General features: G+C 49.6%; 14 protein-coding genes. 8 read left to right on the forward strand and 6 right to left on the reverse strand.

The window, feature by feature from the left end; all coding sequences use genetic code 11:
• The first annotated feature begins 47 nt into the window (after positions 1–47).
• From AACQ84_RS11635 to AACQ84_RS11650, 4 genes are read left to right on the forward strand one after another with little or no spacing between them, the layout of a single operon-like run.
• The gene (locus AACQ84_RS11635; RefSeq protein WP_012307910.1) at positions 48–2,792 is read left to right on the forward strand and encodes a DNA methyltransferase; all 2,745 of its coding nucleotides are present in this window, start codon (positions 48–50) and stop codon (positions 2,790–2,792) included.
• Between the two features lie 23 nt (positions 2,793–2,815).
• A complete protein-coding gene (locus tag AACQ84_RS11640) occupies positions 2,816–3,019 on the forward strand; it encodes a DUF2281 domain-containing protein (protein WP_012307911.1) in 204 nt (67 codons plus the stop codon).
• 34 nt (positions 3,020–3,053) lie between these two features.
• Positions 3,054–3,254, forward strand: coding sequence for a hypothetical protein (locus AACQ84_RS11645; protein ID WP_012307912.1), 201 nt, complete (start codon positions 3,054–3,056; stop codon positions 3,252–3,254).
• A gap of 20 nt (positions 3,255–3,274) precedes the next feature.
• Positions 3,275–3,718 carry a PIN domain-containing protein gene (locus tag AACQ84_RS11650; RefSeq protein ID WP_012307913.1) on the forward strand — a complete coding sequence of 148 codons (444 nt, stop codon included), beginning with the start codon at positions 3,275–3,277 and terminating at the stop codon, positions 3,716–3,718.
• Here AACQ84_RS11650 and AACQ84_RS11655 read toward each other — a convergent pair.
• The 3 genes from AACQ84_RS11655 to AACQ84_RS11665 all read right to left on the reverse strand — a co-directional run bounded on the left by AACQ84_RS11655 (position 3,715) and on the right by AACQ84_RS11665 (position 8,004).
• Entirely contained in the window at positions 3,715–5,946 is a 2,232-nt protein-coding gene (locus AACQ84_RS11655) for a heavy metal translocating P-type ATPase (RefSeq protein WP_012307914.1), read from the reverse strand. The two genes, AACQ84_RS11650 and AACQ84_RS11655, sit on opposite strands and share 4 nt — an antisense overlap.
• An 84-nt stretch (positions 5,947–6,030) precedes the next feature.
• Complete coding sequence (locus AACQ84_RS11660; protein ID WP_012307915.1) at positions 6,031–7,470, reverse strand: multicopper oxidase family protein; 1,440 nt, start codon at positions 7,468–7,470, stop codon at positions 6,031–6,033.
• Positions 7,471–7,482: 12 nt separating this feature from the next.
• Entirely contained in the window at positions 7,483–8,004 is a 522-nt protein-coding gene (locus tag AACQ84_RS11665; protein ID WP_083764467.1) for a DUF411 domain-containing protein, read from the reverse strand.
• A 110-nt stretch (positions 8,005–8,114) separates the two neighbouring features.
• On the opposite strand from AACQ84_RS11665, the gene AACQ84_RS11670 reads away from it, so the two are divergent.
• Positions 8,115–8,867, forward strand: a complete 753-nt coding sequence (locus AACQ84_RS11670; protein WP_041443607.1) for a TIGR00297 family protein — start codon at positions 8,115–8,117, stop codon at positions 8,865–8,867.
• Positions 8,868–8,909: 42 nt separating this feature from the next.
• A complete protein-coding gene (locus AACQ84_RS11675; RefSeq protein WP_012307918.1) occupies positions 8,910–9,275 on the forward strand; it encodes a hypothetical protein in 366 nt (121 codons plus the stop codon).
• Here AACQ84_RS11675 and AACQ84_RS11680 read toward each other — a convergent pair.
• Entirely contained in the window at positions 9,272–9,907 is a 636-nt protein-coding gene (locus tag AACQ84_RS11680; protein ID WP_041443608.1) for a hypothetical protein, read from the reverse strand. The two genes, AACQ84_RS11675 and AACQ84_RS11680, sit on opposite strands and share 4 nt — an antisense overlap.
• 74 nt (positions 9,908–9,981) lie before the next feature.
• Positions 9,982–10,941, reverse strand: a complete 960-nt coding sequence (locus AACQ84_RS11685; protein WP_041443610.1) for a Gfo/Idh/MocA family protein — start codon at positions 10,939–10,941, stop codon at positions 9,982–9,984.
• A gap of 116 nt (positions 10,942–11,057) precedes the next feature.
• Here AACQ84_RS11685 and AACQ84_RS11690 point away from each other — a divergent pair, with 116 nt between their 5' ends.
• Complete coding sequence (locus tag AACQ84_RS11690) at positions 11,058–11,351, forward strand: ferredoxin (RefSeq protein ID WP_012307921.1); 294 nt, start codon at positions 11,058–11,060, stop codon at positions 11,349–11,351.
• 363 nt (positions 11,352–11,714) lie between these two features.
• Positions 11,715–12,008, forward strand: coding sequence for a ferredoxin PetF1 (gene petF1 / locus AACQ84_RS11695; protein WP_012307922.1), 294 nt, complete (start codon positions 11,715–11,717; stop codon positions 12,006–12,008).
• Positions 12,009–12,168: 160 nt separating this feature from the next.
• Here petF1 and AACQ84_RS11700 read toward each other — a convergent pair whose 3' ends face one another.
• Positions 12,169–13,821: an NAD(P)H-quinone oxidoreductase subunit 4 gene (locus AACQ84_RS11700; protein ID WP_012307923.1), complete on the reverse strand. Its 1,653-nt coding sequence runs from the start codon at positions 13,819–13,821 to the stop codon at positions 12,169–12,171.
• Between the last annotated feature and the right edge of the window lie 307 nt (positions 13,822–14,128).

A 14,128-nucleotide genomic window follows, 5' to 3' on the forward strand; every position in this document is an offset into this window, starting at 1 on the left:
CGATACTATGGAGAAATTATTGTTTTTTCTTGTGGGCTGAGTGACCGATGGCAGTAACCCGTGATTCTCTCCAGGCGTTTGTGGATTACTGTAATGCCTACATCCAAGGGGATGAGAAGTCAGAGGCACAGACATTTTTAACGCGATTTTTCCAAGCCTTTGGCCATGCTGGGATCAAGGAAGTTGGGGCCGAGTTTGAGGAGCGGGTCAAAAAAGCGAGCAAGAAAGATAAAACAGGTTTTGCGGATTTGGTCTGGTCGCCCGCCCCTGGGGTAAAGGGGGTCGTGGTGGAGATGAAAAAGCGCGGGACAGATCTGGCGCTGCATTATTCTCAGCTCGAAAAATATTGGCTGCGGCTCACCCCGAAACCACGCTATTCGATTCTCTGTAATTTTGATGAGTTTTGGGTCTATGACTTTAACAACCAGGTCGATGAGCCTGTAGACCGGGTCAAGCTAGAAGATCTCCCGAACCGGGTAGGGACATTTTCGTTTATGGAGATCGGTGGTCGGGAGCCGATCTTTCGGAACAATCAGGTCGAGGTGACGGAACGCACGGCCAAGCGCATGGGGGAATTTTATCGGCTGGTGCGATCGCGGGGCGAAAGGGAAAAGTTTGTTTATTTCACAGAAGCGCAACTGCAACGGTTTACCCTGCAATGTGTGCTAGCGATGTTTGCCGAAGACCGGAATCTCCTGCCACGGGATCTGTTTGTGGGGTTGGTGCAGGACTGTTTAGCGGGGCGGGATAATGCCTATGATGCCTTTAGTGGTTTGTTTCGGGCGATGAACTTGCCGGGGATCGTGCCCCAGGGTCGTTACAAGGGGGTGGATTATTTTAATGGGGGTTTGTTTGGGGAAATTCAGCCGATTCCCTTAGAAAAGAACGAGCTAGAAATTCTCGATGTGTGTGCGCGGGATAATTGGGCGAATATCCGACCGTCGATTTTTGGAAATATTTTTGAGAGTGCCATTGATGCGGATGAGCGCCATGCCAGGGGAATTCATTACACTTCTGAGAAGGATATCCGGCAGATTGTGCGCCCGACGATCGCCGACTATTGGGAAGGGAAAATCGACGAGGCGACGACCTACGAAGATCTCGAAAAGCTGAAGCAGGAATTACGGGAATATCGGGTATTGGATCCGGCGTGCGGTTCGGGAAATTTCCTTTATGTGGCTTATCAGGAGTTGAAGCGGCTGGAACGGGTTTTGCTCAACAAAATCTATGAGCGGCGCAAACGGTTCCAGGGGGAAGTTTTACAGCAGGAAGAAATCGGGATTGTGACGCCGTTGCAGTTTTTTGGGATGGATACGAATCCGTTTGCGGTGCAGTTGGCGCGGGTGACGATGATGATCGCCCGGAAGATTGCGATTGATAAGTTTGGGTTAACTGAGCCTGCTTTGCCGTTGGATTCTTTGGATCAAAATATTGTCTGCCAAGATGCGCTATTTAATGACTGGCCAAAGGCTGACGCGATTATCGGCAATCCGCCTTTTCTTGGTGGCTCAAGAGTACGTTTAGAGCTTGGGGATAAATATGTTGAACGAATTTTTGAAAAGTTTTCTGATGTTAAGGACAAAGTAGACTTTTGCGTTTATTGGTTTCGTCTAGCACACGAAAATCTTAATAAAACTGGTCGAGCTGGTTTAGTTGGGACAAATTCAATTAGTCAAGGCTTTAGCAGAAGGGCAAGCTTAGAATATATTGTCAATAACGGCGGAATTATTCACGATGCAATCTCTACACAGGTTTGGTCTGGACAAGCGAATGTCCACGTTAGCTTGGTTAATTGGCAATATTTAAAGCCTCCAGAATATGTCTTAGATCATGAAATTGTCAAAAATATAAATTCATCTTTAAAGTCTGAAACGGATGTTTCCAATGCCGTTAAGCTAAAAGTTAATCTGAATCAATCTTTCAAAGGTGTGCAACCCACGGGAAAAGACTTTCTGATTTCTGAGAAAAAAGTAGAAAATTGGATCCAGAAAAATACAAAAAACAATCAAGTCTTGAAACTATTTGTATCAGCTTCAGATTTAGCCAGCAATAAAAATGGTGAACCCAGTCGATGGATTATTGATTTTAATGATTTTTCTTTAGAAGACGCATCTACATACAAAGAGCCTTTTGATCATGTTAATTTTTTTGTTAAGCCTCAGCGTGAAAATAACAGAGATCAAAAAACTAGGGAATACTGGTGGTTATTTCCAAGAGCTAGGCCTGCAATGCGTCAAGCAATCGAGTTACTAGCTCTTTACTTTGCAGTTCCTAGACATTCTAAATGGTTTATTTTTATTCCTTGTAAATTAGATTGGCTTCCTGCTGACTCAACAACTGTTGTGGCTTCGGATGATTTTTATGTGTTGGGAATTTTGACATCAGATGTTCATCGCCAATGGGTCAAAGCCCAAAGCTCAACCCTAAAAGGTGATACCCGCTACACCCACAATACCTGTTTTGAAACTTTTCCCTTTCCCCAGACGGCGATCGCAAAACTCACCCAACAGATCCGCCAAGGGATGATCGACCTCCACGAATATCGCACCGCCCAAATGGAAGCCAAACAATGGGGGATCACCAAACTTTACAACGCCTTTTTCGACGAACCCGCCAGCCAACTCCATAAACTCCACAAAAAGCTCGATGCCCTTGTGCTCAAAGCCTACGGCTTCAAAAAAGACGACGACATTCTCGAAAAACTTTTAGACTTGAACCTTGCCCTGGCCGAAAAAGAAAAAAATGGCGAAAATATAGTTGGCCCCTGGGCGATCGATAACCCACCAAAATAAATCAGAACCACGAGCATCGACCCATGACAGAAAGAGAACAACTGATCCAAGAAATCGAAAAAATGCCAGATTATTTAGTCCATAAAATTCTGGAAATCTTACTCGAAGAAAAACAAAAGAAATCAAATATTGACCAGTCAAAAAAATTACGTCCTTTTGGACTGTGTGAAGGAGAATTTATTGTTCCCGATGACTTTGACGAGCCACTACTAAAAAATATCCTTTAATAGAACCATTGTATAATTCAGGTAACTCAAAAATATGCTTACACAACTTGATCTTACTGGATTGACGATTGAACAAATTAATCAACTCCAAGTCATTGTTGATGCTTTCAAGGCTAAAAATCAACTGGAGAAAATCACCTCTTCTCCTCAAGAAAAAGACATCTTAGAAGTGCTTACAGAAAGCCCCATTGAAGTAAATGGATTCTTGAATCGTGAAGAAATCTATAATCGCTAATAAGAAATGAAGTTGTAGACATGTCTCAGAATCTCTTTGTTGATACGAATATCTTTCTTTATCGGGTGCTAAAAAATATCAAGGATGATCCTGAAGACTTCGCAAGAAAAAAGAAAATTGCGACAAAAGTAACAGAATTTGAAAATATTTTCATCAGCACTCAGGTCGTCAATGAAGTTTCTGCAAACTTAATTAAAAAAGCAAATTTTAAGGAAGTAGATATCAGAAGATTTACCGATTCTCTATACAAGCATTATCAAATTATTCAGATTGACTATGATGTGTTTCTTGAAGCGAGCCACTTGAGAGAAAAATATTACTTTTCCTATTGGGACAGTCTAATTATTGCTAGTGCTTTAAAGGTAAATGTCGAGCTTCTTTATTCCGAAGATATGCATCATGGTTTGGTCGTTGATAATCAACTGACAATCATCAATCCCTTTGAGCCATCAAGCAAGCTTTAAAGCCGTTGACTAACTTTTTTCAAACGTAGAGCATTCGTCACCACCGAAACAGAACTAAAGGCCATGGCTGCCCCGGCGATCATCGGGTTCAGGAAAATCCCCCAAGCACTGAGAATCCCCGCAGCAATGGGAATGCTGGCGACATTGTAGAAGAAGGCGAAAAAGAGATTTTGTTTGATATTGCGGAGGGTGGCGCGGCTCAGTTTAATCGCCGTTAAAATCCCTGCTAAATCCCCAGAAATGAGGGTGAGATCACTGGCGGCGATCGCCACATCAGTACCCGTGCCGATGGCAATCCCTAAATCCGCCTGGGCCAGGGCTGGAGCGTCATTAATGCCATCCCCCACCATGGCGACGATTTCCCGCTGATTTTGGAATTGTTGCACCACAGCAGCCTTTTGGTCGGGGCGCACCTCTGCTTGCACCTGATCAATGCCCACCTGTTTGGCGATCGCCTCGGCGGTGCGGGGATTATCTCCGGTGAGGAGCACAACCTTCAGACCCAGTTTTTGTAACTGCTTCACGACGTTGGGGCTAGTGGGTTTAAGCTGGTCAGCCAGGGCAATAATGCCCGCGAGGTGCTGGTCAATGGCGACCCAAATCACCGTTTTCCCTTCATTTTGCCAAGTCGTTGCCTGGGATGTGAGCGGCTCCGGATCAATGCCGAGATCCGTCAACCACTGGGCCGTACCAATTTGAATCTGCTGCTGCTCGATCGTTGCCTGTACCCCTTGCCCCGTTTGGGATTGGAAGTTTTCCAGGGGAATGAGGGGCACATTTTTGCCTTGGGCATGCTGAAAGATTGCTTCTCCTAAAGGATGTTCCGAAGATTGTTCTACGCTGGCGACCCAAGACCACAGTTGCGCTTCGTCAATCAAACTTTGGCAGTTGGTAACGCTGGGTTTCCCCTGGGTAAGGGTGCCCGTTTTATCGAGGACAATGGTGCTGAGGTGGGCGGCGAGTTCGAGGCTCTGGGCATCTTTAATCAAAATGCCGTGCTGGGCACCAACCCCCGTACCGACCATGATCGAGGTGGGCGTCGCTAACCCCAGGGCGCAGGGGCAAGCAATAATCAAAACGCTCACTAAAGTCGTGATCGCCAGCGAAAGATTACCGGCGATCGCCCAAAGACTAAAAGTAACCAGCGCAATCACCAGCACAGCGGGCACAAACCAAGCGGTCACTTGATCCGCTAACTTTTGGATCGGCGCTTTACTGCCCTGGGCTTCCTGGACGAGGCGAATAATCTGCGCCAAAACCGTATCTTCCCCCACATGGGTCGCCTTCAGGATCAAACGGCCTGTTTTATTCAAGGTTGAACCGATCACGCGATCGCCAACGGTTTTTTCCACGGGTAAAGATTCCCCCGTCACCAAAGCTTCATCCAAGGTGGAATTCCCTTCTAAAATTTCGCCATCGACGGGAATTTTTTCCCCAGGCCGGATCAAAAGGCGATCGCCCACCTGCACCTCTTCTACGGGAATATCAACGGTAGTTTCGTCCCGCAGTACCCGCGCCGTTTTCACCTGGAGGCCCATAAGTTCACGAATTGCCACCGCCGTTTTCCCCCTCGCCCGCCGCTCTAAAAAGCGCCCCAAGAGGATCAAGGTAATAATGACCGCCGCACTTTCAAAATACACATCCCCCGTCAAACCCCAAGTCTGGAATTGGGCCGCAAACACCGTCGCCAGCACCGAATAGCCATAGGCTACACCCGTCCCCAGAGCCACCAGGGTATTCATGTCAGCGGTGCGATTTTTAAGACTTTTCCACGCCCCCGTAAAAAAGCCCTGGCCTGGCCAAACCATAATCGGCGTCGTTAAGGCCCACTGCAACCAAGGATTGTGCCACCAATGGGCGATCCCCGGAATATTGACCCCCAGCATCATCGGTAGACTGCCGATTACCAGCACCGCACTTAAGGCTCCCGCCAGCCAAACCTTACGGCTGAGTTGGCGCAGTTGCCGCGCCTGTTCCCGTTCCTGTTGGTCTAACTGACTTTGGCGATCGCCTGCCATTAGGGGAATTGCTTCATAACCAGCATCACTGACCACCTGCTGGAGGGTTTCGCCATTGAGTTGGCTGCCGTCAAATTCCACCCGCAGTTGCTCGGCGGCAAAATTCACTTGGGCAACCTGTACCCCGGCGGTGTTCTGGAGGGCGGTTTCGATGGTGGTGGCACAGGCAGCGCAGCCCATCCCCTTGATCTGAAACTGGCGGGTTTCCATGGCGAACTTTCCTCGATGATTCAAGTGCTGGCTCCAGGATAAAAGCTCTAGTGCACTGGAGAGTCAAGGCCGCAATTTCACGTTTTATGAAGCGGGTAGAATTTCCAGTTGGCCCATCATGCCAAGGTCTTCATGGTCGAGAATGTGACAATGGTAGACCGTCTTCCCTGCAAAATCCCGGAAAGCGATTCTGATTTTGACCGTTTCCCCGACCCGCACCAGTACCGTATCTGCCCAGGCAATATTTTCTTCCGGTACACCGTTGCGGCTCACCACCTGAAAACCATTCACATGGACATGGAAGGGGTGATCCATTGTGCCCGTATTCACAATTTCCCAATCCTCCACATCGTTCAAGCGGACGGTGGTTTGGGGTTGATCCCGGTAGGCTTCCCCATTGATCAAAAAAGCCATTCCCTGTCCTGGTACCATGCCATGGTTCAGGGTAAAACGACGGGTTCGGCTCGGCTCCGGTAAAGGTTCAACGGGAATTAATTGGGCGGGAATTTGCACCGGGGCGAAGGTTGGAGCACTGGGGGTAAAATCGGCGATCGCCACGGTGGCATTGTTGTATTGCTGTCCCATTATCCCTATCTGGGCGCGTTGATAAGGAAGGTTGAGTAAATGGATCGGCGTTTTCGGTAGATCCTGGGTTTTGATGAGCACCTCCGCCCGTTGACCTGGGGTTAAAAGTAATTCATCCCGCTCCAGGGGTTGAGAAAAAGCACCATCATCTCCGGCAATTTGCATTAACTTTTGGCCATAGAGTTGGAGACGATAGAACCGCGAGGGGGACGCATTCAGTAACCGCAGCCGCACCAGGTCTTTGGTCACGGCGATTTCTGGGTGAAAAAGACCATTGACCGTAATTAGATTCCCTTCTCGACCCGCCATCAAATTCATGTGGGAGCCCATCATTCCTTGGGGTGGGCGATCACGGTTAAAATCCTGGAGAACAAAAAATTCCTCTTGGGCGGCACGGATTTCTGGCAGTTCATCCAAGTCCCCCCGCACAACGATCAGCCCAGCTAACCCCTGAAATAACTGTTCGGCGACAAAACCATGGTGGTGGGGGTGGTACCAGTAAGTGCCAGCCCGCTGTTGGGGATGAATTTCCAGTTCGTAGTGAAAAGTTTCCCCTGGTTCGATGTGGAGGAATACATTATCCTGGTTGCCCTCTGGGGAAAGATGCAGTCCGTGGAAGTGTAGATTTGTCGGTTGATCGAGGCTATTTTTAAAGTGAATAATTAGGCGATCGCCCGGTCGAACTTCCAAGCGGGGGCCAGGGATTTGACCGTTGTAGGTCATCATGTTGCGCGTGGGTTCTCCCCCAAGGATTACATCTTCATAGCGGGCTTCGAGGTTAATTTCCAGGGAACCCCCTTCACTACGATAAATCTCTGGTATGGGGGCGGCTAAAGGACTAGAGTTTCGGCTTCGGAGGAGATTGCGCCCCTGCCAAAGCAATGCTCCCGTTGCGCCCAAGGCCGTTAAACCGAGAAACTCACGCCGCTTAATGCCCATTGTCTGTAACCCTTAATTACCTGGATATTCCTGAAAGACAGAAGTCGTGCCATCTTCATGGAGTGCCAAAACTTGGTAGGGCTGTTGGCGATCGCCCGCTTCCATCCCCGGAGAGCCGATGGGCATTCCTGGCACGGTCAAACCGACGACATCGGCGGGAGGATTGGCTAAAAACCGTTGAATATCGGCGGCGGGAATATGACCTTCAAACACGTAACCATTGGCAATGGTGGTGTGACAAGACGCAAGTTCTGGGGTGATGCCAAATTGTTCTTTGATGGCGGTGATATCCGGCTGAATATTGTCTGTAAAGGTGAAACCATTGGCTTCAGCATGGTCAACCCAGGCACCACAACAACCGCAGGTGGGCGTCCGGTAAACCTCTGCGGCGATCGCCTGGCTGGGCACTGGGGTTTGATTTTCAACGAGGCGGAGCTGATCCCCCTGGGCCTGGGATTGACTAAAAGCCGCAATTCCCCCAACTCCGAGTAAAAAGGCGATCGCCCCGACAGCAAACCAAGATTTCTTTACCATTACTGACACCGCAAATACAATTTACTCTCATCATAGACTCTCCCCTCAGCTAGAAGGTCAACCGAGAAAGCGATTCAATAAGATATTGAAAAGTAAGTTTGGTTTTCGTGATGGATCTTCTGACAAATAACTGGCTCGTGGCGATCGTCTTAAATTCGATCTTGATTTTGATCGCCTTTTTAGTGCCGAAAAAGTTACTAACCCCCTGGGGTTATCTCCACGCTTGGCTGTTGGGAGTACTGGTGTGGGGTTGTCTCGGTTGGCAGGGCTATGGGGTGGTGCTGTTTTATTTTTTCGTTGGGGTCGGTGTCACGAAAATTGGCAAAAATATCAAAGAAGCTGCTGGGATTGCCGAAGGTCGGGGCGGGTTGCGGGGGCCAGAAAATGTTTGGGGGTCGGCCTTAATTGGCACCCTTTGCGCTCTGGGGACTTTAATTGTCCCAGAAAATATCAAACCCTTACTGTTGCTCGGTTATGTGGCCAGTTTTTGCACGAAGCTCTCGGATACAAGCGCTAGCGAGGTGGGGAAAGCCTATGGGAAACGCACTTTTTTGATTACCACTTTCCAAGCTGTCCCCAGGGGCACGGAGGGAGCTGTGAGTTTAGAAGGAACCCTAGCTGGGGTGGTGGCTTCGGTGGCGATCGCCTTGGTGGGGTATGGCGTTGGTCTGATCGATCTGCTGGGAATCTTTTGGTGTGTGGTGGCGGCTTTTGTGGCAACGAATATCGAAAGCGTAATCGGCGCAACGGTTCAAGAAAAATTTGCGGTTCTTACCAATGAGGTGGTGAACATTCTCAATACTTTGGTGGGGGCAACGGTGGCGATCGCCTTAGCTTCGTTATATTGGGCGGTAACTTCTTAGATTTTAAATCCTCTTTTTTAAAAATTATTTTGTGCAGTACCGATGACGACTTTTCACCCAGAAACCAAAATCACCAAACCCTCGCCCCTCTCGAAAACCAAATTTCTTTCCATTGGCATCTCCGCCCACGGCACCATTGCGATTGGTATCTCTGCCCACGGGATCGTTGCGATTGGGGTCGCCACCCACGGCATTATTTCCCTAGGAGTTGTGGCGATGGGGGTGATTTCCTGTGGCCTGGTTTCCATGGGAGCCTTGAGTGTGGGGGCCGTTTCCATGGGGCTTTATTCCTTTGGGCGGCAAAATATGACCCTCAACGAGCCCCACCAGCACAGTTTACCGAGCGAAAACTCAACAATGCCCACCGCTGCACCGATGGCAGAACCCAGCCATGACCACAGTCACTAGGGATTATTTTTGCGGTTAGCTTTCAGGGCGATAATTTCTTCGCAACTCACCCGCTTTAGGTTCATATCCCGGCCATTGCTAAACACATTGCGATTCAACGTCCAGGTTTCCTGGGAGTTTTGCACATCGTTTTCAATGTTGGTGACAACGGCGACGCTTAGGGTTTCTGTGTCCAAGACCCCGGCAATTCTTTGATTGTAGGAAGTGTAATAGCCTGCTTCATCGTTGGTAATCGTTGCTTCGATAGTGCCACTGACATCGTTTGTGGGTTCTACGAGTAGTTCGGCGATCGCCTGGATGGTTTCCGCTTCGGTGCGGTAGCAATAGGCCCCGGCCTCTAGGGTCGTTTTATTGGTGATCTTGGGGGCGGCACTGTCGGCGGGCGCATTTTGGATCGGCTCCCCCTGCACCACCAGATTATCTTTGGGGGGGCTATTGTTATTTTTCGCGTTAGGAACTTGGGGCGCATTTTCTACGGGGATTTCTTCCGTGGGCAGGGGTTGAGACTCAGGGACCACGGCCTCTTCTGGGGAATTTTCACCACCACCACAACTACTCAGCAGCATCAAAGTCAGCAGCAGAACTGGCCCCCAAAATTTTGTCCTGTGTTGGGCAGAGAACAACGCAACCATAATTTTCCCAAGGTAAATCGTGACTCTATTTTATCGAGCGGCATGGGCCGAGAGCGGCGAAGTCGGGGAAATATTTAGGTTTGGCCCAGGGCAGCCCGTTGGATTTGGGCGGCCACCTGGAGAGCGTATAAACTTTGTTCTGGCTGAATATAGAGGGGCTTGCCTGCGGTTAAATGATCCAGCACCGCCACCGTATCCTGCAAGAAAACGCCGCGCCGACTGCCCGCATCGAGGTTTGTCTGTTGATCGCCTTGACTTAGGGTGCCTTGGTTGCCGTTAAATTCCAAAGTGCCTTTTTCGCCATAGAGACTAAAACGGCGATCGCCTTTGGGGATCAAGACTCCTTTACCGTAGGTGAGGTGGGCAATCACACCACTTTGAAATTTTAGTTGCGCCGTACAGAGGCAATTTTGGTAGTAGCCGGGCAACTCTGCTGGGAGAAATTGGGCCGCCCCGGTGACTGTTTCGACCGTACCAAAGAGATCCAGCAATCGGTTCACCCGCGACAGGGCCGCCACAAAGGGAAAACCATAATCTTCGTAATGGTATGTCCAGTGGGGTAGGGTTTTCGCTTTGGGAGCAAGGGTAATGTAATGGCCATAGGTGATCGCGCCCAGTTCCGGTAAGGTCTGCCGAATCGTTTGGTGCAGTCCCCCCAACAGTTCAATATGCTCCACATGGAGGAGTCGTTTTTTCGCCTCGGCCAGTTGAATCAATTCAGCAGCTTCGGTGGGATCCAAGGACAAAGGATATTCCACTACTACGTGTTTCCCCGCTTCGAGGGCCGCCCGCACCACTGCCCCATGACGTCGGTTGACCGTACACACGACGATTAAATCGAGATCGTCCCGCTGGATGAGGTTTTCCCAGGAGGCGATCGCCGCTAAATCATAGTTACTAGCGAACTGCTCCCGTGCTTGCTGCCATTTTCCTGCCACGGCCATTAGTTCCGCCCGTCCATCCCGTAAAAAGGCCTCTGCCCGCCGTTTAGCTGCGTAACCAGTACCGACAATGCCCACTCGAAATTTTGCCATCGCCTAACGCTTTTTCCTCAAACTGCTGTGTGCTTGCTGGGGCAGGTATTTTCCCGGAGCCCCCAAACGGGTTTAATGGAAACTGAAAACCCTAGTTGCAAAATTACATTACCGCAATGGCAAGTTACGAAGTTACTCTGAAAACCCCCGAAGGTGAATATACCGTCAGCGTTCCCGATGATATGTATATCCTCGACGAAGCCGAAAACCAAGGGATCGATATTCCCTATTCCTGCCGAGCCGGGGCTTGTTCTAGTTGTGCCGGGAAACTGATTTCAGGCACCGTTGACCAGAGTGATCAAAATTTCCTCAGCCCTGAACAGGTGGCCGCGGGCTATGTGCTCACTTGCATCGCTTACCCCACATCTAACTGTGTGATCGAGACTCACAAAGAAGAAGATCTCTACTAATTGGGCGATCCAGCGGCGATCGCATAAGTATTCCTGATGCAGTTTTAAAGGAAGATGACAAGGGGCGATAACCACATTCCATGACTTAGGTCGCTGAAGCACTCGGATTTGCAAGCTATAGGGATTCTTCTATTGCCCTAATTTTGTTGCTCCAAAAAACATAAGTCAGTCTTATATAAAGTGTGTGGGCTAACTTCATTCCTAATGCGACATTCGTTCTCTTTTGTTTTCCTTTATCATCAGAAAATGATCCATCAATTTCAGAAGGCATTTAGTGGGTTGCCCAAAGCTTAGGCCCAGGCACACTCTTGAATGGCCGGATGAAATCCTTGTAAACACCCTGTTACACCAGAGGAAACACTAATGGCTACATATAAGGTTACACTCATCACTCCCGACGGCGAAGTATCCTACGACGCTCCCGATGATGAATACATTCTAGACTCCGCCGGTGATGCTGGTTATGACCTTCCTGCATCCTGCCGTGCCGGTGCTTGCTCCACCTGTGCTGGTAAGATCGTTTCCGGTACTGTTGACCAATCCGAACAGTCCTTCCTCGATGATGATCAAATTGAAGCGGGTTACGTTCTGACCTGTATTGCTTATCCTCAATCTGATGTCACCATCGAAACTAACAAAGAGGAAGAACTCTACTAGAATTTCTCGGCCCACCCTTGGGCAACTAGATAAATAGAACATTTAGAAGTGTTTCCCTTGGGAAGCGCTTCTATTTTTTTGCGCCACGGGGTGCAAGTACAAAAAAATCCCCGACGGATCGGGGACTGGGGATGTCACTGTATTGAAAACATCAAACAAGCTAGTGAGGCATGGTCAATTCTGGGGCCTGTAAAGCGGCGATGGGCTCACTGGGTTGCTTGGCGATCGCCTGGGCCTGACGCACACTGGTATTGAGGGTTTGGGTTTTCGCATCGTACATTTGCATCAGCAGTTTCGGATAGAGTCCCACGCCGATAATCAAAACGGTAAAACAAGTGGCGATAAAGATTTCCCGGGGCCGCGCATCTTCATAAATGGCATTGCTCGGTAATACGCAGTCATTCCCAAAACACACGGGGGCATTCCCGGCGATCGCCACATTGGTCGGTTGACCAAGATCGCAACTGAGATCCATCTCGCGGGTGTAGAACATTTCCCGGAGCATCGAGAGCAGATAAATGGGCGTGAGGATTACGCCGACGGCGGCAAGGAAAACCGTAATTGTACGGAAGGTTGCGCTATAGGTATCGCTGCTGGCGAGGCCCACAAATACCGAGAGTTCCCCCACAAAACCACTCATGCCCGGTAGTGCCAGGGAAGCCAAAGCCCCCACCGTAAACATCGCAAAAACCTTGGGCATAACCTGACCAAGGCCCCCCACTTCCGCGAGGACCATCGTCTTCGTGCGATCATAGGTGACTCCCGCGAGGAAAAAGAGCACCGACGCAATCAGACCGTGGGAGAGCATTTGCAGCATCGCCCCATTGATCCCTAGATCCGTAAAGGAGGCAATGCCAATCAGGACAAATCCCATGTGGGACACAGAGGAGTAGGCGAGGCGGCGTTTCATGTTGGTCTGGCCAAAGGAACTAAACGCACCATAAACAATATTGACCACCCCCAAAATCACCAACAGGGGCGCAAACCGCACGTGGGCGTCGGGTAGCAGTTCCATATTGAAGCGCATGAGACCGTAGCCCCCCATTTTCAGCAGGACGCCAGCCAGGAGCATGGAAACGGGAGAGGAAGCTTCGCCATGGGCATCGGGCAACCAGGTGTGGAGAGGAAAAATCGCTAACTTCACGCCAAAGGAAACTAACAGCCCAGCATAGAGCCACATTTGTAATCCCAGAGGATAATCCTGTTGGGCGATCGCCCCTAGATCAAAGTTCGGGCCACCGGGAAGATTCAAGCTCAGGGCCAGGGCCGCAACGAGAATGAAAATAGAAGCTGCGGCTGTGTAGAGGAGAAACTTCATCGCTGCATAACGACGACGTTTCCCACCCCAAATACAAACGAGGAGATACACAGGGATCAGTTCGATCTCCCACATTAGGAAGAATAAAAATAAATCCTTGGCGACAAATACTCCAATCTGCGCCGAATAGAGCAGCAGCATCAAGGCATAAAAAAGCCGGGGGCGTTGATTAACTTGCCAGGCCGAAAACATCGCGAGGGTCGTCACAAAACCAGCGAGGAGAACAAGGGGCGCGGAAATTCCATCCACCGCCACACTCCACTGAATTCCCAAGGACGGCAGCCAACGATAACTCTCTGCCAATTGAAACTCAGTCGCCTGGGGGTCAAAATGTTGCCAAAAAGCAAAGCACATCAGCGCAAAATCGACTAAACCGACGATTAGGGCGTACCAACGTACAGTTTTTCCTTCTTTATCAGGAAGCAACGGGATCAATAGGGTCGAAAGAGCTGGCAGGGCAATGATTGCCGTCAACCATGGGAAATCTGGTGCCATGAGTTGTTCGCTTCTATATGTAGAAATGTTTAGAATCCCAGCATCATACCAAAGAGGTGTGCTTTCTCCGCAAAATGTCGCAATCCCCCTGCCCAAATCCTCCCTTGAGGGAGGTGGTCGAAGACCGGAGGGTGTTGTGTTCTCAGTCAGTTACTGATAACCCACCCGTAGCCCCTCCCAGGAGGGGACAATTGGCCGGTGCACTGGAAAGTTCTAAAAATCCTCCCTAGAGGGAGGTGCCGTAGGCAGAGGGTGACTTTCCGTTAGGGGAGTTAGAGGGGTGTCCCTAGAGACAGTACCAAGCAGG

The organism is Picosynechococcus sp. PCC 7002 (genome assembly GCF_963860125.1).
GTDB lineage: Bacteria > Cyanobacteriota > Cyanobacteriia > Cyanobacteriales > MRBY01 > MRBY01.

Excerpts from the sequence above, each read along its gene's own strand:
- AACQ84_RS11635 (WP_012307910.1), top strand. The coding sequence starts at position 48 with ATGGCAGTAACCCGTGATTCTCTCCAGGCGTTTGTGGATTACTGTAAT.
- AACQ84_RS11640 (WP_012307911.1), top strand. The coding sequence starts at position 2,816 with ATGACAGAAAGAGAACAACTGATCCAAGAAATCGAAAAAATGCCAGAT.
- AACQ84_RS11645 (WP_012307912.1), top strand. The coding sequence starts at position 3,054 with ATGCTTACACAACTTGATCTTACTGGATTGACGATTGAACAAATTAAT.
- AACQ84_RS11650 (WP_012307913.1), top strand. The coding sequence starts at position 3,275 with ATGTCTCAGAATCTCTTTGTTGATACGAATATCTTTCTTTATCGGGTG.
- AACQ84_RS11655 (WP_012307914.1), bottom strand. The coding sequence starts at position 5,946 with ATGGAAACCCGCCAGTTTCAGATCAAGGGGATGGGCTGCGCTGCCTGT.
- AACQ84_RS11660 (WP_012307915.1), bottom strand. The coding sequence starts at position 7,470 with ATGGGCATTAAGCGGCGTGAGTTTCTCGGTTTAACGGCCTTGGGCGCA.
- AACQ84_RS11665 (WP_083764467.1), bottom strand. The coding sequence starts at position 8,004 with ATGGTAAAGAAATCTTGGTTTGCTGTCGGGGCGATCGCCTTTTTACTC.
- AACQ84_RS11670 (WP_041443607.1), top strand. The coding sequence starts at position 8,115 with ATGGATCTTCTGACAAATAACTGGCTCGTGGCGATCGTCTTAAATTCG.
- AACQ84_RS11675 (WP_012307918.1), top strand. The coding sequence starts at position 8,910 with ATGACGACTTTTCACCCAGAAACCAAAATCACCAAACCCTCGCCCCTC.
- AACQ84_RS11680 (WP_041443608.1), bottom strand. The coding sequence starts at position 9,907 with ATGGTTGCGTTGTTCTCTGCCCAACACAGGACAAAATTTTGGGGGCCA.
- AACQ84_RS11685 (WP_041443610.1), bottom strand. The coding sequence starts at position 10,941 with ATGGCAAAATTTCGAGTGGGCATTGTCGGTACTGGTTACGCAGCTAAA.
- AACQ84_RS11690 (WP_012307921.1), top strand. The coding sequence starts at position 11,058 with ATGGCAAGTTACGAAGTTACTCTGAAAACCCCCGAAGGTGAATATACC.
- petF1 (WP_012307922.1), top strand. The coding sequence starts at position 11,715 with ATGGCTACATATAAGGTTACACTCATCACTCCCGACGGCGAAGTATCC.
- AACQ84_RS11700 (WP_012307923.1), bottom strand. The coding sequence starts at position 13,821 with ATGGCACCAGATTTCCCATGGTTGACGGCAATCATTGCCCTGCCAGCT.